Annotated in this window: 15 protein-coding genes and 4 riboswitches; of the genes, 3 read left to right on the top strand and 12 right to left on the bottom strand. The window is 51.8% G+C overall.

Annotated features, from left to right (window positions below; translation table 11 throughout):
- Positions 1-17: 17 nt before the first annotated feature.
- From SATMO3_RS05255 to SATMO3_RS05205, 11 genes are all read right to left on the bottom strand, one after another.
- Positions 18-1,121 (bottom strand): adenosylcobinamide amidohydrolase, encoded by a 1,104-nt coding sequence (locus SATMO3_RS05255; RefSeq protein WP_371378515.1) that lies wholly within the window; start codon positions 1,119-1,121, stop codon positions 18-20.
- A gap of 59 nt (positions 1,122-1,180) precedes the next feature.
- On the bottom strand, positions 1,181-1,954 hold the full coding sequence (locus SATMO3_RS05250; RefSeq protein WP_371378512.1) for a carbon-nitrogen hydrolase family protein: 774 nt from the start codon (positions 1,952-1,954) through the stop codon (positions 1,181-1,183).
- Entirely contained in the window at positions 1,923-3,002 is a 1,080-nt protein-coding gene (locus tag SATMO3_RS05245; RefSeq protein ID WP_371378509.1) for a radical SAM protein, read from the bottom strand. The genes SATMO3_RS05250 and SATMO3_RS05245 overlap by 32 nt, the downstream gene beginning before the upstream one ends.
- Positions 3,003-3,007: 5 nt before the next feature.
- The gene (cobN, locus tag SATMO3_RS05240; protein ID WP_371378506.1) at positions 3,008-6,724 is read right to left on the bottom strand and encodes a cobaltochelatase subunit CobN; all 3,717 of its coding nucleotides are present in this window, start codon (positions 6,722-6,724) and stop codon (positions 3,008-3,010) included.
- 34 nt (positions 6,725-6,758) lie between these two features.
- On the bottom strand, positions 6,759-7,751 hold the full coding sequence (locus SATMO3_RS05235; protein WP_371378504.1) for an ABC transporter substrate-binding protein: 993 nt from the start codon (positions 7,749-7,751) through the stop codon (positions 6,759-6,761).
- A gap of 313 nt (positions 7,752-8,064) precedes the next feature.
- The gene (locus SATMO3_RS05230; RefSeq protein WP_371378502.1) at positions 8,065-9,492 is read right to left on the bottom strand and encodes a PQQ-binding-like beta-propeller repeat protein; all 1,428 of its coding nucleotides are present in this window, start codon (positions 9,490-9,492) and stop codon (positions 8,065-8,067) included.
- Positions 9,493-9,497: 5 nt separating this feature from the next.
- Complete coding sequence (locus SATMO3_RS05225; RefSeq protein ID WP_371378499.1) at positions 9,498-10,385, bottom strand: energy-coupling factor transporter transmembrane protein EcfT; 888 nt, start codon at positions 10,383-10,385, stop codon at positions 9,498-9,500.
- Positions 10,333-12,042 (bottom strand): ABC transporter ATP-binding protein, encoded by a 1,710-nt coding sequence (locus SATMO3_RS05220; RefSeq protein WP_371378495.1) that lies wholly within the window; start codon positions 12,040-12,042, stop codon positions 10,333-10,335. Before SATMO3_RS05220 ends, SATMO3_RS05225 begins: the two co-directional genes overlap by 53 nt.
- Before the next feature lie 2 nt (positions 12,043-12,044).
- Positions 12,045-13,691, bottom strand: a complete 1,647-nt coding sequence (locus SATMO3_RS05215; protein WP_371378492.1) for a hypothetical protein — start codon at positions 13,689-13,691, stop codon at positions 12,045-12,047.
- Positions 13,692-14,084: 393 nt separating this feature from the next.
- Positions 14,085-14,267, bottom strand: a riboswitch (cobalamin riboswitch).
- A 16-nt stretch (positions 14,268-14,283) separates the two neighbouring features.
- Positions 14,284-15,216 carry a sirohydrochlorin cobaltochelatase gene (locus tag SATMO3_RS05210; protein ID WP_371378489.1) on the bottom strand — a complete coding sequence of 311 codons (933 nt, stop codon included), beginning with the start codon at positions 15,214-15,216 and terminating at the stop codon, positions 14,284-14,286.
- 326 nt (positions 15,217-15,542) lie between these two features.
- Positions 15,543-15,724: riboswitch (cobalamin riboswitch) on the bottom strand.
- Between the two features lie 332 nt (positions 15,725-16,056).
- A riboswitch (cobalamin riboswitch) is annotated at positions 16,057-16,240 on the bottom strand.
- A 61-nt stretch (positions 16,241-16,301) separates the two neighbouring features.
- Positions 16,302-18,236, bottom strand: a complete 1,935-nt coding sequence (locus SATMO3_RS05205) for a diguanylate cyclase (RefSeq protein ID WP_371378486.1) — start codon at positions 18,234-18,236, stop codon at positions 16,302-16,304.
- 207 nt (positions 18,237-18,443) lie between these two features.
- Positions 18,444-18,625, bottom strand: a riboswitch (cobalamin riboswitch).
- A 230-nt stretch (positions 18,626-18,855) separates the two neighbouring features.
- Here SATMO3_RS05205 and SATMO3_RS05200 point away from each other — a divergent pair.
- Complete coding sequence (locus SATMO3_RS05200) at positions 18,856-19,713, top strand: class I SAM-dependent methyltransferase (RefSeq protein ID WP_371378482.1); 858 nt, start codon at positions 18,856-18,858, stop codon at positions 19,711-19,713.
- Between the two features lie 135 nt (positions 19,714-19,848).
- On the opposite strand, the gene SATMO3_RS05195 is transcribed toward SATMO3_RS05200, so the two are convergent.
- Complete coding sequence (locus SATMO3_RS05195; RefSeq protein ID WP_371378479.1) at positions 19,849-20,328, bottom strand: DUF3842 family protein; 480 nt, start codon at positions 20,326-20,328, stop codon at positions 19,849-19,851.
- Between the two features lie 468 nt (positions 20,329-20,796).
- Between SATMO3_RS05195 and SATMO3_RS05190 the strand changes: the two genes are divergently transcribed.
- On the top strand, positions 20,797-21,405 hold the full coding sequence (locus SATMO3_RS05190; RefSeq protein ID WP_371378477.1) for an FmdE family protein: 609 nt from the start codon (positions 20,797-20,799) through the stop codon (positions 21,403-21,405).
- 5 nt (positions 21,406-21,410) lie between these two features.
- Positions 21,411-22,253 carry a cyclopropane-fatty-acyl-phospholipid synthase family protein gene (locus SATMO3_RS05185; RefSeq protein ID WP_371378474.1) on the top strand — a complete coding sequence of 281 codons (843 nt, stop codon included), beginning with the start codon at positions 21,411-21,413 and terminating at the stop codon, positions 22,251-22,253.
- Positions 22,254-22,351: the final 98 nt, after the last annotated feature.

The following is a 22,351-nucleotide window of genomic DNA, read 5'->3' as shown; positions in this document are numbered from 1 at the left end:
AACATTACTATGACGCGTTAGCACCTTGCCTGTTCCGCCAGTTTTTTCCTGACAATCGCCAGTATTAAAGTGTGCCAGGCTTTCAGGCAGGAATCGACGCCGGTGCCGGTAATAACCGGCGCTTCCATCCGGTATTTAGCCGCCGCCGCGGTTAACAGCTCGTTGCCTGCCTGGCGCACCTCGACGCCTGACAGCAATTCCCATTGCAGCTCATCCAGCAGATGCACATAGGAGGCAGCATAAGTCACCAGGTAATTATCACCGTCCAACTGGTAGAGTGCATCCATGAATTTAGGCTTAAGCAGTGTCTTCTCGCTGCTTTCCGTATAGACCTGCCACAAACTTTCTTCGGTAATGCCATACCGTTTGATGCGGCGCAGCATACTGTGCTGCTGGCGTGGCGACAGACCGGTCTGCTTATACAGTGCTTCCTTGACAGCCGGCAATACCGTCCGGCCGATGAGTTCGCCGAGCTTGGAATGCTTGCCGGCGCTTTCCAGGTACAGTGCCGATTGAGGATTGGCTATGACAATGGTCTGATCGGTACCCGAGCCGGTTGCCAGTCCTGTCGAATAGTTGCTGCCGGCCATAAGTTCCTGCAACGCTGCGGTCTTAGCCTCCGTGCAGGTTACCAGGGCACGGTTCAAGATGCCTGGCGGCAAGTCAGCGTCGATAACCAGAATAATGTTGATGGTACCGGGTTTTTCAATAGAATTCTTGTCAATAGGCTGGAAATAGTCTGCCGGATCGCCGGCCCGGCCGCCGTTGACCTCAACTCCGCCGGTCACAATAGCCGTTACGGTCAGGCTCTCATAGCTTTGCGTATGTATGGCTACATTCTCCATGGAAGCTGCTGTTCCCATTCCAGCCGTCGTCGCGGGATCAAGACCGATTTCCTCCGTAATGAGCCGCATATGCTCCTGATAGGTGGGGGCCCGCATGACGCAGGCCATCCCGGCCCCGGGATTGCAGTCATTATTAAATACCGCCGTCAGGTCTTCCCTGTACCCGCCATTAACGATGGCGGTGCTGGCTACCTTACGGGGCTGCTCAAACGGAATAACAATGCTTTTATAATAACGATAAACTGAATCACCGGTACTTAAAGTACTTAATTTCAAGGCTTGTTCCCTCCCTTGTAACCAACTGCTCATATTCTCATCCTCTTTTCAAAAGCTGATCATAATTTCTCGACACGAAACGAATTAGATGGGGTGCACTGCTCCTTAAAGTCCCAGTCAAACAAGAGTACGGCCGGCTTTCCGCTGTATTCGAGCCGCATCTCACCGCCGACGATGACGGTGCTCAGCGCCTGGGAAAAGTCCAGGCGTTCCTGTTTGCCGGTCTGATTACATACCCATAGCGGCCTGCCGCTGACAGCCGAAGCTTTTTTCCAGGCGTTTTCCGGTGGATCGTCGCAGCCACCCGGCGGCCAGGCCGCCGGCACAACAATGACCTCTGCGCCTTTATCCGCCATAGCGATTGCATTTTCTTCATACCAGGTATCGGCGCAAATCAATACTCCCGCTGTGATATCGCCGCACTGGATTGGTTCCAGGTGCTCACCTTTACTGGCCCAGCCTTCGGATACACCGCTATGAGCCTGTTTTTTCCGGTGCCGTCCCAACACCTGGCCATCAGGTCCAATCACCAGGCAGCTGTTATAGTATTTGCCGCTGACCTCATCCTGCTCGGCGCAGCATAGGAATACAGTAGTCTGGCGCATAGCCGCCAGCTGCTGAATGGGCCTCACTGCCGTCGAAGGCTGCACGGCTACACTAATGGGCTTGGTCTCGCGCTCACATGCAAAGAAATAGCCTTGTACGGCTGTCTCCGGCGTTACGATCCATTTGGCGCCGGCCTGCGCAGCCAGTTGAATACCGTTGGCCAAAATATCTAAATTGCGGCTTGCCGGACCGCCGCTAACATCTACATGCAGCAATGCAACCTTCACGGTCTTGTCTCCTTTGTTCGTGATGTTCCAGATACCATTCTATCGACACCTGCTTAAGCGCACATTCGACATCATAGCCCTGACTGCCGCAGTTGGCCCCGTACCAGCGGGCGAAACACGCCCCGCCGCACAGGGAGAAAGACGGGCACTTAAGGCAAAAGCTCATTCCGTCCTGAATCAGCGCCGCAACCTTTTGCAGTTTTCCCTTGTCCAGGCCTGTTCTCACATGTCCAAGATAAAAATCCTGATTGCCCGCCAGGGAAGAACAGGCGTAGATACCGCCGCAGGCATCGACAAAAGCCGCCTCGCCGTTCATGGCATGACAATGGGCAAACCCCGGCATTCTGTCAGCCGACAGCATTTCCACCCGCTCCAGTTGGGAGAACAGCATGGTTCTGCCGGTTTGTCCGGCCAATACTTCCGCCGTCTCGTATGCTTCCCTGACACCCTGCCACACGGCTGACGAAGAAGGCGGCTCCATCCCGCCGCCTTTCCCCTGGGCCCGCAGGATATCAAAACCGATCCGCCGGACATTGCCCAGGTAATAGGCCATCTCCACAACCCCACGCAGCGAGGCGGCATTCTCCGCCGTAACAACACAGGTGATGCCGGTGGCGACACCCTGTGCCGCCAGCTGGCCGGCTCCTTTGAGAATCTGCCTGCAGGTTCCCTGCCCATCTGTAAGACAGCGCTGCTTGTCGTTAATATCGGGTCTGCCGTCCAGACTGATGCCGACTCCCACCTGGCCGGCCCTGAGAATGGCGGCGGTTTCCCGGGTAATCAGTGAAGCGTTGGTCTGGACCTGCATGATGGCCGGTAAGCCATTTTCCTTGACATAGCGAATGACTTCCGCAATGACATCAATGTTAAGCAGGGGTTCACCGCCGCTAAACTGCAGCACAAAAGCCTGTCCGTCAGCCGCCGCCATGTCAACGGCGGCAATGGCTGTGTCTTTGGTCATGGTTTCAGCCGGATGTTCATGGGCATAACAATATTTGCAGGCAAAGTTGCACTGCCCGGTCAATCCGAGTATTAGCATTTTAATCATGTCGTTTACCTGTCACCCCGTTCTTCCAATTCACCGTCAATAGCCAGATACATTTGCCGGAGTTCCTGAACAACCGTAGCATCAGCCTGCCACAAACCGCGCTGCTCAGCCTCCAGTAGTTTTTCAGCAATCCGCTGCAAGGCCCAGGGATTTACAGCGCTCATCCATTCGCGCATATTTCTGTCAAGCGCGTATTTATCGGCCAGTCCCTGGTACATCCAGTCCTCCATGACAGCACTGGTAGCGTCCCACTCATAGCAATGGGCCACAACGGCGGCCAGATCGGCAGCCCCTTTATAGCCATGCTGCTTCATGCCTTCAATATATTTCGGGTTCATGGTCTCTCCCCGGAACAAACGCTTAAATTCCTCAGCCAGACTCCTGAGCCTGACCTGGCGGCGGTTGGAACTGTCGCCGCAGTATGAGCGCGGCGCCACGCCTTTCAGACTGCGGACAGCAGCGATCATGCCGCCGTGGAAGGAATTAAAATCATCGGAATTAAGCATGTGCACTTCCCGGTTATCTTCGTTTTTCACGGTAACATCAAGAGCTGCCAGCCGGCGGCTGAATAATTCCGGCACAAATGCGCCACTCGCCCCGGCGCCATATGCATGGGCTCCCCAGCGAACATACACTCTTGCCAAATCATCGACGGTTTCCCAGTTCTTTTCTTCCAGGAGGTGGCTGACACCGGCGCCATAAGTGCCGGGAGGGCAGCCAAATACCCTATAGCAGGCCTGTTCCCAGGCAGCAGCAGGTTCTATTCCCTGCTCTTTCATCAGTTCAGTATCGTTCAGGACATGCTTGCGTACATAGTTAACCTCAGGGCCTTCTTCCAGCCTGGCGACAAGACTGACCGCCCTGTCCATCCATTTTACGGCCATGGGCATGCTGTCGCGAAATAAACCGCCAATGCGGGCCGTTACATCAATTCGCGGCCGCTTAAGCTCGGCAGGCGGAATAACCTCCAGGCCAACGACCCTTTGACTGCCGCGCTGCCATACCGGCCGGACACCCAGTAAATAGAAGAATTCAGCAATGCATTGTCCGTGACTGCGCATATTGGCGCCGCTCCAGAATATCATGCCGATATTTTCCGGGTAGCGTCCCTCATCGGCAATATAGCGTTCAATCAAACTATCGCCCAGCGTCTTGCCCACTTCCCAGGCAGCCGCTGTCGGCAAAGTGCGCGGATCAACGCCGTAAAAATTGCGGCCAGTCGGCAGGATATCGGCCATCCCGCTGGTCGGCGCTCCGGCCGGGCCGGGTTCAACATACCGGCCTTCCAGGGCGGACAGCAGATTGGCGATTTCCTGCTCTGTTTTCATGACGTTCGGGTAAAGTGACTGGCAAATATAGCCTGCTACTTGTCTTAACTCTGCTCTAAGCTCCTGATTGAAGGCTGCCAATTCGGTCCTGTCTGTAATCGCTTCCGCCTGCTCAGGTAAAAAGTCATGGTTATACAGCCATTCAATAATTTCCCGGCATTGCTGCCGGATTTCATCAAGCAGTGCGCCGCAGGTTTTACTGCCGTCCGGCAGGAGCTTGCCGCTTTGCGTCAGCAGTTCATCGTAATCATAACCATGGCTGGCAGCTACCGTTTCAGTGAGCGAGGGTATTTCTCCGTTCGCCTGCTGGGTCAGAGCCAGCAAATATTCAATTAATACTTCCCCCTGTGGCGGGCAGCCGAGCGTATGCAATCCGACCCGGATTTGCATGTTTTTGATGTCGGTTATGTAATTGTGCAGGCGCTGTACGTAATCGGCAAACAGCTCGCCTTCGGCCTGCCCCATGTCGTCCTTCAAATTGGTTTCCATTACTTTTTGTTGGATCAGTTCGGCCACAACCTGGACATTCCCGGGTTGATTCTGCAGGAAATGGCAGTATTCATCAAGCAACTTTTCCAGTTCCGCCAACTCATCATAGGTGCCGGCCTGGCTGACCGGCGGCGGCAAATGGCCGATCAGACAGGCGGCGCCCCGCCGCTTGGCCTGTATTCCCTCACCGACAATGGTAAGCAAAAACGGGTAGACATTAGGCAGGTCACCAAGCGCCAGATCCGGATAGCAGGCTGCTGACAGGCCGGCGCCTTTACCCGGCAGCCACTCTAAAGTGCCATGCGTGCCGACATGGACAACGGCGTCCGCCTGCCAGATATCTCTAAGCCAGTGATAATAGGCCAGATAATGGTGGGTGGGAGCACAGTCCGGTGAATGATATATTTTCGCGGCGTCTTCGCCAAAACCGCGCGGCGGCTGAACGGTAAGAAATATATTGCCGTTTAGCAGACCAGGAACCAACAGTTCATTTTCATACCGGAAAACCTCACCCGGCGGTTGCCCCCAGTCTCTGATAAGCTCCTCCTGAATCCACGGCATAATAGCATCAAACCAAAAACGGTAATGATCAGCCGAAAGCTTGCCCGGAGCCTGCTTAAGAACACACTCGGACAAAAAGCGTCGGTCGTTGGTGGCAGCCGCCAGCAGGGAATCCATGAATGCCCGGCTGTCAGGCGGAATATCCGCCACCTTATAGCCCCGCTCTGCCATCCGCTCCAGCAGCAGACGGATGCTGGCCGGTGAATCCAGGCCCTGCGCGTTGCCGATATGGGCATTGGTGGGCGGATAATTATGAAAGATAATGGCAATTTTTTTCTCACTGTTGGCCCTGCGCCGCAGTTTCGCCCATTTAGCCGCTTTCGCGGCAACCCGTTGAATCCGCCCGGGCAGCGTCCGGTATTTTACCGTTCCGTCAGGACTAACCTCTTTGCCGGCAACCGGTACGGCATGAATAACGCCGTCAAACTCAGGCAGGGCAATGTTGCAGGTAATTTCCATGGGCGAAAGGCCTTCCGGACTGCAGCGCCAATCCTCGCGTGATCTGAGCATCACATAAGCCTGCAGCACAGGCACGCCCAGGTTTTGCAGGAAGCGGCCATCCACCGGTTTTCCTACGGTCAGCGAAAACTTGAAGGTGTTAATTAAGACGTCAATAACCGGCAAACCCTGCTGGAAGAAGAAGGCGCTTACGGTATCATCCACCCCGGCAGCGTTCAGTTCGTTATTACGCGCCCAATGACTAAACGCCGCAATAACATTAAGGCCCTGGGCCTCAATTGCCTCAATTAACTCTGTTTGATAGGTCAAATCGGACCAAATCCATTCATCCCGCGGAAAAATAAGGCCGACAGTTGCCTGGTCCGGTTTACAAAACAGCCGCCGGTATTCGGCCACATCGGTAAAAACCTTACCGGCCCGGGGATGAAAGATGCCGTTCCATAATAATTGCTGCGGCTCTTCATACTGGCACGTCTGCCGGCAATACCTGCTATTTAGCCATAGCCAAAAATTACGGTAGTTTCTGATGCCGCTGTATGCCAGATATCTGCGCATCTTATTTCGCTCTTCGGGCGTTACGCCGCCAAACGTATCTTCCGGCTGGATTTCCGTAGCCAGCATAACATGAGCAAGCTTATTCTTCCGCAAAAATTCCGTGGCCTCTCTAAGAAACAGCGTATCGCGCCCCATGCCCATCCAGGAAAACAACACCAGCCGGCTGTCGGCAAATTGCTTTTGCCACTCCCTATTCCAGACAAGGTTGTCCTGCAAATAAATAATGCCGCCTGCTTCCTTTAAATGACCTTCGGCGCTTAATTGCCGCCTGGCATTTTCCAGCATGACGCACTGACGGTCAATGTTGGACAAAAACAGGATGTTCCCCATGGTCTGTCTCTCCTCCCATGCTTACACTGCCAACTTATTTGTCTTTGAAATATTCCGGATACGCGGCACGGGCTACATCCCGCACAGCCTCGACAATATACTGCGAGTTACAGGATAAATGGCTGTCGGGAACAGCAACCAGCCGTCTGTTTTGAATGGCTTTTACCGGCTGCAGCGCCGGATCATTTTGCATATCCTCGCCAAATTTCTTCAGATCGTTCTTACCGCTGTAATCCCATAACGGCAAGAAAATAACATCGGGATTAATTCTGACTATTTGCTCCTTGGACATAACCTCGTTCATAGTCAGCCCAATCATAGCCGCTCCGTCCTCAACCCCGGCATAACGGCAAATATCTTCAAAAGTGCTGCCTTTACCGCCATTGTCCCCCATCAGGTTAGACCGTATCGCCACTTGCCGCTTTTCCGCCGGTATCTGCTTTACAATCTCACCAATTCCCGCCAGTTCTTTATCCATGTTCTCAATGACCCGGCCGCCGGCCGCTTCTTCCCCGACCACGCGGGCTATGGCTGCAATCGATTGTTTGACCTCAACCAGATTTGCGGGCGCTTTATATACATACACAGCAACGCCTGCCTCCCGGAGGGTCTGGATTAAGGTCACCGGCTGCCAGTCCGGAATAATCACCAGATCCGGCTGGAGGGCAATAACGACTTCGGCGTTGGCCTTAATCCGGCCAGGTACCGCTTTGGCCTGGTCGGCAATATTGGAAATACCGCTGTCATCAACTAAATAGCTAAAAGCGGCAATACGCTCCGGCGCTACCAGGGCCATGAGAATTTCATCGGTGCTAATAGACAGCGAGGCAATCTTCTGTGGCTTATGCTGAAGTTTCAGCACTGTCCCGGTATCGTCCACAATTTCGTAAGCACCGGCAGTCCCTGCCGGCTGGGGTGCATTACTGCCGGCGCCGCTGCAGCCGGCGGCTAAAGTCAGTGACAGTCCAAGAAAAGTTACCAGCAGGAGCCGCAGCAACAATACCTTTGCCTGTGCTCTTAATTCCATAGCTTCATCTCCGTAACTTTAATTTCGCAGGCGGCGCATCGGCCGGTCTATATAGTATCCAATAAAGCAGACTTAGCTTCAGGTGGTTTTTAGCCCTATCTGAAGGTCAGTCGCTCTTATCCGGGATTTAGCTGCTCGCCTGTGCCTGTAGGGGTATAACTCCCACTTGGAGAAGTGGGAGTTAAGAGGCGGGTTAGCCGTCGGATAAAGATTACTGGCGGCCAGTGAGTAAAAGCGTAGTTTTAGCACAAGCGTCGAAGCGTTGCTCACTGCCCGCCTGGGGAAAAATCTTTATAGGATTTCATAGCAGCGGCTACTGCCGGTTTTGCTTAGCCAGAAGAATGAGTTTATACTCGCCGATAATCTGCCCGTCGTCCAGTTGGATTGGGGCTTCGATCCCGGCGGCATACCGTCCGTCAGCGCTGATAGCCGCAGCAACACACGGGCCGGTGGTAGCGGCATAATCCACCAGACGGGCTTCCGGTATGGCAACAATATACAACCCATGTACGGACGGGTCCTTGGAGCGGACATTCCGGCCGCCGGCCAAAGCAGCCTGATGTTTACCGGTAGAAATTTGCTCAATCATCCCGCCGATTTTATAGTTATTTACCAGATTGCCCTGCAAATCAAACACAAACAAACTGTTGGAATTGGGGTTTTCCACCGGGGTTGGCAGCTGCCAGTTGGCGCGGTTATATGTATTGCCTGTCGTAAATATAGCATATTCACCTACAATCTGACTGAAATTGCCGGTGGAGTTAATATAGACACCGGCAATCTTCTGCGGCTGGGTAATGCTGCGCCGCCACAACTCCTCTCCCTGCTCACCGTCGAACAGAAAACACCGCCCGTCACTGGCAATACCGGCCACATACCCGCCATTGCCGCTAATTTCAAGGCCTGTACGCATGGTAACATTCGGGTACGGCTGGATGGCATCCAGATAACGGCTCCACAGCACGGTCTGGAGCGTCCCGTCCAGGCAATACACATTCTGGTCATAGGTATATTTAGCCATATCAAAATTTGCTGTGGAAAAAACCACTCTCCCGCCGTCATCATCCACGCCAAGCCAGCTTACCCAGCAGTCCAGATTTTGATCACTGGGGAATGCGCCTGCTTTCCTGCCGTCGTGCGTATACTTGTAAATCCGCCCGACATACTGGTTACGCCCGTCAGGATGTTTTATATACCGCTGCGCCACAGCGTAAATCATACCGGCGGAATCTGTCCGGATAGCTACCATTCCGGGAAATGTTTTTTCCCTGATATCTACGCCCAGTTCATTAACACTGGCTTGCCGCCACAATTCCTTGCCGTCCGTTACGTCTAGACTGAATAAACACCCCTGTTGGCTGGTATCGCCAACAAGTACTGCCCGGCCATCCGGGGTAAATTCAAGGGCGGAGAGCTTGCCTAAGCCGACCGTATTGCGCCAGATAAGGCTGCCCCGGGTATCATACAGCAGCACCTCGCCAGCTTCTGAACCGGCAGCCAAGAATCTGCCGTCAGGGGAAAACCGGATAAAACCTTTATTAAAGCCCATACGCTGGTAGTTAAATACCTCAGTTTGACCCAGCCCGGCTTCCAGCACCTTAACATAAGCGCCTGTTTGCGTGCCGTTTTGCTGACGGGAAAAACTCACCTGGCTGCTCTGTATGCCAAAAATTTGCACGGCCAAAAGACCCAGAGTACTTATAAACAATATGGCAAGTCCTGTTGTAAAAAACTTTTGCATTATCTTTACAGCCACTCTTTCATAACATCATACAATGCCCGCCAGGACGACACATATAACAGGCCGTTATACTGCAGCGCATCAATCAATTTCAATACAATGACGCCAAGGACGATAAGCAGCAGGCTGTAACAGAACAACCGCTCCGGACCAGGCCAGGGAGCCAGGGGCACTGCTGGCACTTCCCGGCCAAAACCGCGGCTTTCCACCGATGCGGCCAAGGTAGCGGCCCGCCGCTGCGTTCGCGCCAAAATAGGAAACAAGGTCTGAAAAGCAGTTTGAATCAAACGCCGGGGTGAAAGCGCCCGCAGCGGATTGAAGCCTCTGAGACGCTGGGCGGTCAGTACAATGACTGTCTCCTGAAAAATCACCGGCAGGAATCTAAGTCCGGTTATCAGCATGAAGCCCAGTTCATACGGCAAATGCCAGGACAGCAGACTGCGCAGCATGTGCCGCGGATCGCTTGTCCAGTTAAGCAAGAGTCCCAAAGTCAGCATAGTACCGGAACGCAGCGCCTGAACAGCGCCATACTCCAGACCCTCCCGGTAAATGTACACCCCGCCGGTCAGCGCGCCAATAACAGGGGTTGCCGGTGGCAGCAGGCAGGCGATAACGGTCCGCGGCTCCCGGGCGTAAAACAGCGCCTGGCTTGTCATCGAGCCCCAGATACCCAAGAGTACAAACACCATCAGTACCCGCCACCTGGCCGGCGAGGAGCGGGCGACTCCGTGCAGGCAAAGCGACAGACAAAACAGGAGAAACAGGAGACGGGGACTGTCCACCAACAAAACCATGGCTGCCAGCAAAAGCAGAATCACTATTTTGGAGCGGGTATCCAGTCTATGAAGCAAAGTCTTCCCGGGAGTAGCTTCCCACACCTGCCGATCGTACATACGCCACCACCTCCTCTACAGTCAGCGCCGCACCGCCGTATAAAGCCCGGGCTGTAAGCAGCGCCGCCGGCGGTTTCAGGCCGGCCGATGCCAACATAGTCTGATCCTGAAAGACCATCGCCGGCACGTCGTCGGCTATAATCCGCCCCTGACGCATAACAATCACACGGTCGGCAAACCGGGCTGCCACCTCGGTGTCATGGGTGCAAAAAACAATGCTGCCGCCTTGCCGGGTGTATTCCCTAAGGAGCAGGACGATATCCTCAATGTGCCCGATATCCTGACCGGTTGTCGGCTCGTCCAGCAGCAAAACCTGCGGCTGAGAAGTCAAGACAGCGGCAATGGCTACCCTGAGACGCTGTCCGCGGCTCAGTGCCAGCGGGAAATCAGCCTCCAGGCCTGCCAGACCAAGTTTACCGGCAAAGAATTGACAAATTTCCGGCCAGTTCCCGTCATCCGCTTGCTGCTGACGCAGACTAAAACTGATCTCCTCCCGTACCGTACTGTTAAAAAGCATAAAATCGGGATTTTGCAATACCATGCCGACCGACGGTGAGATAGCGGCAAGCTTTTGCCCCAGGACCCGGATTTCGCCCGTGACCGGCCTGAGCAACCCGCCGATCAGGTGCAATAAGGTCGATTTGCCGGCGCCGTTATTACCCATAAGCGCAACAAACTGTCCTCTTGCAATAGTTAGCGCAAGATTATTCAGCACCAGATCCCTGGAATTGTCATAGGCAAAGGATAATTGCCGGACCGTTACCGCCGGCTCATCTGTCGGCCTGAGCGGCGGGCCTGCCGCCGTTGCCGGCTCATATATGGGAACGGTATAACATTGCCGGATAGCCGCTACCACATGACTGACTTCGGCCGATTGCACCGCAACCCCTAATTTGTGGCAAATTGTCACTGGCTGCGGCAGCCTGAGGCCAAGTTCCGCAAACAGGTCCTGGCAGGCGTACGCTTCCGCACAACTGCCCTGCCAGTGGAGCTGTCCGTCCTCCATAACAGCCACCCGGTGGCACAGAGGCAACACCTCGTGGAGGCGATGCTCGACTAAAATTATGGTAATTCCCTGTTCGCTGTTAAGCTGCTTAAGCACCGCCAATAGTTCCAAAGCTCCTTGCGGATCCAGCTGGCTGATAGGTTCGTCCAGCGCCAGCACCTGCGGTTTGGCCGCCAGTACGGCCGCCACAGCCAGTCGCTGCTTCTGCCCGCCTGATAAAGCGTGAACACTCGCCTCCGCCTTATCGGCCAGACCAACCAGTTTTAGCGCTTCCTTAACCAGTGGCTCAGCCCCGGCTGCTGTCATCCCCATGTTTTCAAGTACAAAAGCAACTTCATCATATACCGTGGTTGAAAAAATTTGATCCTCCGGATTCTGAAAAACCAGCCCAACCGTGCGGCTCATCGCGGACACGGCTATATTCTGAGTAGAGCAGCCACCCACAAAAACTTCACCGGTAAGCCTGCCCCCGCTTTCCTGGGGAATCAGCCCGTTGAGCATCTTCAGCAAAGTACTTTTTCCACAGCCTGTCGCCCCTGTCAGCAGCAGAAATTCGCCTGCCTTAATCTTGAGACTGACATTTTTCACACTGGGTGTATCGCGATGCCGGTAGGTAAACGAGACATCACGTAGTTCTACAATATAATCCATCTTCAGTCTCCCCCCACTTTGGCCAGCCGGCTGCCGAGGAAGCTACCGCAGACTGCGCCGACGGCAGTATAGATAAAACCATTGAGAGCCAATACCAAAGCAATGTACCAGGCGGCATAATACATCCGGTATAAAACCGCCATAGCCTGCAGCGCTGCATAGGTTGCAATAGTGTCGGCCACACCGCAGCTAGCTGCCAACAGTGCAATCTTACTCCAAGACAGATTGTGTTCCTGGCGGTTCTGCAGCCAGCCGTACAGTCCGCTGCTGTAAATCAAAAATTCCAGCCAAAAGGCTTGCAAGCCGTATGACAACAAACTAATGGGAGAAATCTGCCCGAAAGCCAACATCCCCAAAAGCATGCGAACAACCGTCATCAGCGCCACCACACCCGGACGGGGAATTAAGATTACCAGCGCCACCACCATCATATACAGAAATACACCGCTGAATAAACCGGTGATGATAAAGCCGAACGGCCCCAACAGAATATGGAAGAAGTCATTTAGCAAGGTAGAAGGCACATTGACAACCGCAAATGCCGCCGCGCCAAACAAAGCGATGGTTACCAGCCAGCGCGTTTTCAGCACAGTGAGTACCTGCCGGCAACGGCGCAGCGCCATCACCGCCCCCAGCGCAACCGTCATTACCGCCAGGCTGACTACCAGCAGCGCCCTGCTGTCTTTTTTGACAATTGTAAGCTTTTCTTCCCAGATTAAAGGCGGCGCCACCCCGTCACTTACCTCGGTCCTAAGAATATACTCCCCATCCGTTAAATCGCGCTCGTCGGCGTACACCGGAATCTGCAGCCGTTGACTGACATCCCCGTCTAGGGCCGTAAAGGCTTCCAGAAAGTTCTTTTGCCGGTCCATTGCTCCGCCATTGACATCCTCGCTGGTCGCACCAGGGGTAAACAGACCTTGGACCGGTAAACGGCTGGCGGCGTCCAGCAGGCTGACACTTACCACAACCAGTTTCTGCACACCGGACGGGTTGGCAATATCCACTCCCAGATGAGTCACCGGGTGGATGGCCTCGATTTCCTGATTTGACGCACCTTTGCCTGTCAGTACATTCTTGTAGTAGTCCCACTGGCGGTCCCTGAGTACTAAGACATTGCGGCCCATGCGTTCATCTGTTTTTCCGTTTCTGTCCAAAGGCAGCACAAGTCCGGTTATGGCAACCGGTTTAAGAGCCTCACCCTGACCGGCATTCACAGCTACCGGCACTTGCTTTGTTTCACCGCCAACGCTGGCAGTGGCTGTATACACACCTGCCGGCAGTCCGTCTGCGACCTCCAAAGGCAGTAGGTCATACCATTGATCATAACCGCCTGCCAGTGTAGCTTGCCTGGTCAGCCGGTAATTCCCGCCCTGTCTGTGTATTTCCCATTCCCCCAGGGAACCGGCGGGACTAAAGCCTGGCGGCAGGTCAATTGTTATTAATGCCTTTTTCCCGCTGGGAGTACGATTTTCAATACTGAACAATGCTGCCGTTTGTGTACCGGGAGTGACAGAATCCCTGACTTTTCCGAAGTAATACGGAATTTGGCAGGAAAAAGCCACACCATCACGGGCCTGACCGGCAACCGTTATGAAGAACACAAGCAACACTGTCATTAACCCGGTCAGTGCTTTGCTGATGGTCAAACTTCTTTTCTCCTTTGCAGTAAATATTACTAGTTCTCAGTTCACAGCAAATAAGGGTATTATCGAAACGCTGTCGCGGCCGTTAATGTCATTACGAACAAATACACTTATAAAGTAAACTTAGCTTCAGGTGGGGTTTTAGCCCCATCTGAAGGTTAGTTACCCTTATCCCGGGACTTATCCGCTCTTACTCCCGCTTACAGAAGGGGGAGTCTTAGAGCGGGTTAGTCACAGGATAAACTCTAATACATTAAGAAAAAAACATCTCCTTATTTAAAAGGAGATGTTTTTTAGTCCCACTATGCATCACCAGATACAACGTTACACTCGCCGCATATGGTTATACTTATAACGAAATAAGCTTAATCCCCTCCCCATACCTCGTGGGTTAAAAACGGTGACTGTAAATTAGGCAGTTCTCCTGACTCTGGTTCATAGCGCATCCAAACCTTCCCAGGACTTCTCATCCCAGTGGCATCTCATGGACTGGCTCCCCATTACAGTGGCGGGACCGCGCCGGCTTTTAACCGGACTTCCCTATTAAGCCCGTAGGGCACCTAACTCTTGGTTATTCAGTTGTCAGGTATTAGAATTAATGTTTCTTGGCTACAGGGCTATTCAGGTCGGCAATGGCATCTTTAACATGCTCAACATAGATATCCTGAATGGCGGCATTTTCACCTAAACCATGGATATAGGTATCCACTTTGAAACCGGCGGCAATAAGCTGGCTCTTGAAGGAGTCTTTTTCATCACCGGCCATATCATTGTTGGCATGATCGCCGGCCACCAGCATAAACGGCATCAGGGTAACTTTTTTGACTTTATCGGCTTTAAGCTTTTCAATGGCGCCTTCGAAAGTCGGATAGCCCTCTACCGTGAATACATACGCATTCTTATAACCGGCATCATTCAGTTTAGCCTGCAGCACACCATAGGCAGCGGTTGCCGGATGCGGACCGCCGTGTCCCATCAGCATAACGGCTTCATTCTTTTTCAATGCCGGGAATTGGGTAGCTACCGCTTTAACGGCCGCCAGATAATCATCGTTTTGTCCTTCTTGTCCCATATAGTAAAGTACCGGCCGGCCAATGGCAATTTTTTCAAAATCCTTGGCTGCCTGTGCATGTTTCACCACACCGGCAATCAGTTCATACTCTTCGCCGGGAGTTATTTGCATAGGCTGGACAATTACTTCGGTATAGCCTTCGGCTTTCAGACGGTCAAGCGCCTGTTTTTCCGTGTCAACTTTTATACCGTCCCGTTCAGCCAGCCTTTTGATGATGATACGGGAGCTGAACGCACGGCGAACTTCATAATCCGGGAACTCTGCCCTGATTTTATTTTCCGTTGCCTCAATCGTTGTTTTCATAGTTTCAGGAAAAGTAGTGCCAAAACTTACAACCAGGATGGCCTTTTTACCGGCGTTGGCCGGTGCAGCGGCCGCCGGCGAGGGCAGCAGGCTTACACAACCGAATACGGCCAGCAGCAAGATGCCGGTAATGAGTGAATAAAGATTTTTCATGCAAAAAACAACTCCTTTGTTTTTAGTAATCCTGATGTTCTGTTGTTGAAAAGGTTGCTCATGGGCTCATAGCGAATTTCCCAGGTCCCGGTATACATTCCATAGCAGCAGAAACTCCCATGGCAGGATCGACCTGTGCCAACAGTACTTACATTTGGCAAAAACCGCCGCAGATTGCCTAAAAATCAAAACTCCCAACCGTCTGCAGTTGGGAGTTTAAACAGTTGACTAAATACAAAACTCCTGGTCAGAAACCAGGAGCGAATTAGCGAATGCGCCTGTAAAAGCGCCTACTGTAATCCCCTCCCCATACCTCGTGGGTAACAAACGGTGATTGTCAGACAGGCAGTTCTCCTGACTCCGGATCATAGCTTGCTTAAACCTTCCCAAGACGACCGTCCCAGTGGTATATCTTAAGCTTGCTCCCCGTTACAGTGGCGGGACCGCGCCGGTCTTTAACCGGACTTCCCTATTAAGCCGCAAGGGCACCTATCTCCATGATTCGATTATGATATAACTATATGTTATCTGGGAACGCTTGTCAATACTTGAAAACAATTTTAGATACAGGCGCAGCGTGCTCCTCTCTGGGTTTTGCCACCCTGATCACGTTACCAGGTATATAAAAAAAAATAGGGTCAAATGACCCGTGCCTAACGGCATAAATTGAAAGGAGCGTTTTGAGAAAATGGCATTAATATTAAAACTCTCAACCGTTATAGTTGAGAGTAATAAACAGCATGCTAAATAAAAACTCCTGGTTTTGGACCAGGAGTGAATTAGCCAGACGCACTACGAGAGTGCTTACTGTAATCCCCTCCCCATACCTCGTGGGTAACAAACGGTGATTGTCAGATAGGCAGTTCTCCTGGCTTCGGATCATAGCTTGCTTAAACCTTCCCAAGATGGCACATCTCAGTGGCATATCTTAAGCTTGCTCCCCGTTACAGTGGCGGGACCGCGCCGGCTTTTAACCGGACTTCCCTATTAAGCCCCGTAGGGCACCTAACTCTGATATGAAATTATGTATTAATAATAGCATGGACTATTACTTGTTGTCAATAGCTGAATATTCTTTCAAGTTATCAGGCCTCCATCACCTGATAATGCCTGCGTTTGTTTTCGTACATACGGGCATCCGCCGTCTGCACCAGGCCGCTTGAACTAACTTCACTGTTGTCGGCTGCGCCGATGCTTACACTTAAGCTCAGTTCGCCGCTTTCATCTTTATACCGCCAGCGGCTTACACTGTGCTGTATGCGTTTGATGATGATCCGGGACTGCTCCAGCAAAATGCCGGGAATGATAACTACAATTTCATCTCCGCCATAGCGAAAAGCGCAATCGTCGGCACGGATGCTTTTAGTAATTATGTGCGCGGTCTCTCTGATCAACAGGTCGCCTGCCACGTGCCCCAGACGGTCGTTTACCGCTTTTAGCCCGTTAATATCAATCATTAATAAAGTCAGCGGCAGCTTTTTCAGATCAGCCTGCAGACAGTAACCGGAAAATTGCTTGTCAAAGGAATGCCGGTTAAAGAGCCCTGTCAGTTTGTCATACTCCGCCAAATACTGTACTTCCTCATGCAGCCGGGCATTGTGGACAGCAACCGCCGTCTGGCTTGCCAGCGCTTCCAGCAGTTGCAACCGTTCCGTATAATCCTCACCCTGACAGACCTTTTCCATATAGAGAACTCCCAGCAGTGTCTCCCTGAATACCAGGGGGATGTGATATTTAATTATATTGCCGCCCTCACGCGTAGCCAAAGTCTTTAGCGAATTGCGTAAAACCGGCACTGCCCAGCGGCAATCAGCCAAACAATTCTCCCTGCTGCTTTCCGGATATACAGCGGCAATATCGTTACCCGGCTCCTCAAGCAGGCATATAGCGGCCTGCCTGACTGCCATGCTTTGGATGACTATTTTCAGAATACCTTTTATTACCTCCGCAATATTAAATGCGGATGCAATAATTTGAGCCGCCTGATACAAGGCTGACTGACGCTCCAAAGCCATGTTCAGCATACGGTTAACCCGCTCACGCTCAGTCACATCAATGGTAACAAGCACAGTACCGATATATTTTCCCGCTGCATCGGTTACCCGGGAATACCGATTTTCAATGAATTTTCCGCCCCTTCCCATCAGGCGGTACCATTCTGTTTTTTCACCTGTTTTTAACTGCGACAGCTTTTCTTCTAAGATGGTCCGCCGGTGCTGCGGGTAGTTTTCCAAAAAATTCTTGCCAAACAGCTCGCCCGCCGGTAATTGCCGCATTTTCTCGGCATACGGGTTGCAAAAAACAACTGTGTTGTTTTTGTCCAGACAGATAATGCCCAGGTTGGATATATTGGCCATATAATGGCTGATGCTGTCAGGCAGGACAACTTCATCGGATTCTTCCTCAGGGATGAATTGGCGGGCAGGTGATATTTTATTGATTATGTCAGGCCCAAGGCTTACGAATATATCGACCAGCCGGGGGTCAAACTGGCTGCCGGCTTTGCACTTAAGCTCAGCCAGCGCCATATCGCGGTTTTTCCATTGCTGATAATTTTGAACGGTTGTCATAACATCAAAAGCTTCCACGATATGAATAATTCTGGCCGGCAGGGGTATTTCCTCCCCGTGCAGCTTTTTGGGATATCCGGTTCCGTCATACCATTCATGATGATACAGTACACTATCGGTTAAATGACGCATTTCTTTTGAGCGCAGCAAAATCTGGCCGCCATATACCGGATGTCGTTCCATTTCCGAACGGTCATACCGGTCATAAATGCCTTGCTTATACAGAACCTTTATCGGCACATTCATTTTGCCGATATCATGCAGCAAAGCTGCAGCGCCAATGTTTACTATCTCCTCGTCCGTGCAGCCGATATGCCGGGCTAGCGTGACCGCATAGCACGCCACGCGTTCCGAGTGTCTGAACACAAAGTTAAACTGGTGGGACAAAATCGCCATATAAAAGTTAAAATCTTCCTGTGTTTCCCAATGAGTCATAACTGATTTTAACATTTCGGTTTCCTCCCCCGCATACTCCTATAAGGCGTCAGCTTTTTTAAATACAAAAAATCCCCACCCAAACAAGGCCGGGAGTGGAAAGAACAGTATGCCAAATAAAAACTCCTGGCAATATTACCAGGAGCAGATCTGCAAACAGACGCCAAAGAGCAAGTCCGCCAGCGCCTACTGTAAATCCCCTCCCCATACCTCGTGGGTCAAAACGGCGATCGTCAGCTAGGCAGTTCTCCTGGCTCCGGATCATAGCTTGCTTAAACCTTCCCAGGAGGTAAATCCCAGTGGCGTATCTTAAGATTGCTCCCCGTTACAGTGGCGGGACCGCGCCGGCTTTTAACCGGACTTCCCTATTAAGCCCGTAGGGCACCTAACTCATAATATGTAGTTGATTATTTCCAAGATAACCGTATCATATCCGGATATTGTTGTCAATACAGGCTCCGCAAGTATGCCTGAAGCTTGTTACGGATTGACATTTAAGGCAAAACAATTTATATTTAGACTAGTAGTTTGAATCATGAAGATTCAACAAGCCGGTATGAAACCTGAGGATATCTCCTCCTGGATTTTCATGCCTTTTTTCAATTGACCGCAATAATCAAAGAAGGTGACATATATGTGCAACACCAGGTTCTGGACTGACGCCTGGCAGGAAGTACGCGAAACGTCCTCACAGGCGCCAAGCTATGGCAATAAAGAAGGCTGGCAGCAGTTTTGGAATACCTATGCCGAACTGCACGCGCTGCGCAACCGCCAAAGCCGTTCCATATATAACGCAGTTGTCGACGGGCTCATCGCCGACGGAGTAATCAGCGCCTTTAGCGAAGTTCTGGATATTGGCTGCGGGCCCGGCACCTATACCCTGCCGTTAGCCACCAAGGCCAGACATGTAACCGGTCTGGATACCGCCGGCCAGATGCTGGCTATGCTTAGGTCTGAATCCATTCATGAGGGCCTTACCTGCCGGCTTACGCCCCGGCAGGGCGACTGGTTGGATTTCCCGTCCGAACCGGCCTATGATGTGGTGTTTGCCGCTAACACGGCGGCTATTAACGACTATGACAGCTTAATGAAAATGAATGATGTTTCCCGCGGCGTCTGCTGCCTGATCGGTTTCGCCGGTACATATCATATAAAAGTCCGCACCCTCTTGTGGGAACATTTGATGGGAACGCCGCCCGAACACGCTGCATTTGATATTCAATATCCCTTTAACATTCTCTATCAGGAGCGTTATCTGCCGAATATCAAGTTCTACAGCTACCGGGAACGGTACCGGGAAACCCTGGCTTATATGATTGAATACTATACCAGTTATTTCAAGCTGTTCGGACTGGAAGGCCCGGAAATAACGGCCAAGATCACCGAGTTCCTGGCTAACCGGGCTGTTGAGGATTACTGCACAGAGCTTATAAATACCACTATTGGCGTGCTCTGGTGGCGCGCTGACCGCAAAACGGCTGCTTTAGAATAATGCCAGAATAGCATAAAGAAAACACGGTTTGCCCGAGCCTTTGGCAAAAGTGGAAATCGATGTTGCCCTTATCCAGGCGAAAGTTATACTTTCTATCAGGAAAATAAAAACAACCCGTGCCGGGTTGTTTTTATTTCACCATGCTTTACACTGAACAAGCTCGTTTACTTTAGCAACCGCTTCTTTTATCGAATTGACCAGCGGCCGGCTTTCCAGTCCGATAATATCAAAGTGTTGTTGATTTACCGGTATTAATACTTTATGTGCATCAGCTGAGGCGACAGCTTCGGCAATTCTGGGTGTAATTTCCCCCATCAGTGAATTAGGAATAATAATACCAATTGGACCTACCACCACATCCACTTTGCGTATGGAAACAATAACGGCATTTTCTCCGGTCGCGCCGCGCATGGCTCCTGCCCGCACCATGTTGTTGGTCGCTAACGCATTGGTGCCTAAGGCGATAATATCCGCTTTTTGTCCCAGTTGTGCTGAAAGCTGGGAAACCAACTGCACCCCAAGGCCCCCGCCCATACCATCAATAACTGCAATTAACATGACCTTTGTACCACCTTCCGCTAAACTGGACGATTGACGTATGTAATTCGTCAGCAAAAATTAAACTCCTGCTGACCTTTCATCGCCTGTTACTGAACGCAAGCATAGCATGCCACTCCATAAAAAGGCATTGGTGTGATCCGGCAAATCGGCCAGCACAACTGAAATAAACTTGCATTAAAAAAGCCATTAAAGACACCTGCTTACGCAGAAGCCTTCATGGCTGCTTAAATTTTCATTATAAATATTTCGGCGCTAAAGATTTCATTGAAAAGCCGCCTTCTCGCGGCCCAAGACAGCTTCAGCTGTCTTACTGTATTGAATTGTAACAAAATTCACTAATGTTGTCAATCAGCCGCTGCAAATTATCCATTTGACAATATTACCCACATAATTGATAATATAGTTATCCTAGTAAAAATCATTGTACGTGGAGTTAAGGTATGAAACCTTTTTTAAGAGCGTAAGTTCTTTTAACGGACATGCCTTTTTTTATTCTCAATATATTAAGCGGGAGGAATGAATATGTCTCATTTTCCTACAGACTACCAACAGGCCGTTGATTTCCACGGTCACAGCTGCCCCGGGCTGACTATTGGCTATTTAGCGGCCAGGATTGCCCTGTCCCGCCTCAAGGTAGAGAAGGCTCAGGACGAAGAACTTGTCGCCATTGTCGAATCTGACGGCTGCGGCATTGATGCCATTCAGGTCCTTTTAGGCTGTACCATCGGGAAGGGGAACCTGATTTATAAAGATGTCGGCAAGCAGGCCTATACCGTTGGCAACCGCAGGACCGGACAAGCCGTGCGGGTAGTAGCGCAAAATACTTCTGCGCCGCTTACCGCTGAGCAGGAAGCCATGCGGGCAGCCGTATTCAGCGGCCAGGCTACTGCTGAGCAGGAAACCGCCTGGCAGCAGCTACAGCAGGAACGTATTGCCAAGTTGCTGGCCACTCCGCCCGAAGCCCTCTTCAAGATTCATGAGGCAAAACTTAAACTGCCGCCGGAAGCTAAACTATTTAACTCTGTCACCTGTGAGTACTGCGGCGAAAAAGTCATGGAAGCCCGCGCCCGCCTGCGGGATGGAAAAATCGCCTGTCTGGCCTGCACGGAAGATTATAGCCGTGGATGGTAAGCCGCATGTATAACGCACAGTTTTGGGCTAAAGCCTGGGAAGAGTATAGCAGCAGCACCCGCAAACGCCGGCCAGACCCCGAGGCCTGGAAGGAGTTCTGGAATAGTTTCTCCGGCCGTTACGCTGAACATAATGCGTCCAATAAAGAAGTCCATGAGAAAATCATTAATGATCTTGCTGCCCAGGGAGCTTTCCGGTCTGGCGACAGTCTGCTGGATATTGGCTGCGGACCGGGAACCTACGCCTTGCCGTTAGCCGCGCGCGAAGTCAAAGTAACCGCTATGGATACCGCTGCGCAAATGTTAGCCGTACTTAAGAGTCAGGCTGAGCAGGCGGGTTTAGCAGAGAACATCCGGCCTTACCATGCCGACTGGCATGATCTGCCGGCGGAACCGGCATTTGATATAGCCTTTGCCGCGAAAAGTCCGGCCATTCGCGATTATGACAGCCTGATGAAAATGACCAAGATAGCCCGCAAAGGCTGCTGCCTCATCGGCTTCGCCGGCCAGCATGATTTGGACCTGCGCCGCCTGTTGTGGGAGAAGCTCCTGGAAGAGCCTGCGCCCGGTCCATCCTTTGATATTATCTATCCGCTCAACATCCTCTATCAGAAGGGGTACCGGCCGCATGTTTCGTTTTACAGTTATAGCCAGTCTCAGGACGAACCGCTAGGCTATCTTATCGATCACTATACCCGTTACTTTGCCATGCTGGGTGTGGCCGGTCCGGAAACGGCCGCCAAGATTCACAACTTCTTGCAGGAACGTGCCGTCAATGGGTATTGCACTGAGCAGTCAGCGACAACCGTTGGGGTTATGTGGTGGGAAGTAAAACAGGAAAAGGACTGAACGTACACGCTACGTTCAGTCCTCTCCTGTTTTTCCTGCCAATACTGCGATTTTTACTAACCTTCTGAGTTATTAAGAATATTCTTGTTTAGTTCCCA

Source organism: Sporomusa aerivorans (assembly GCF_041428895.1).
GTDB classification, from domain to species: domain Bacteria; phylum Bacillota; class Negativicutes; order Sporomusales; family Sporomusaceae; genus Sporomusa; species Sporomusa aerivorans.
This window is presented reverse-complemented; position numbering and strand designations above follow the sequence as displayed.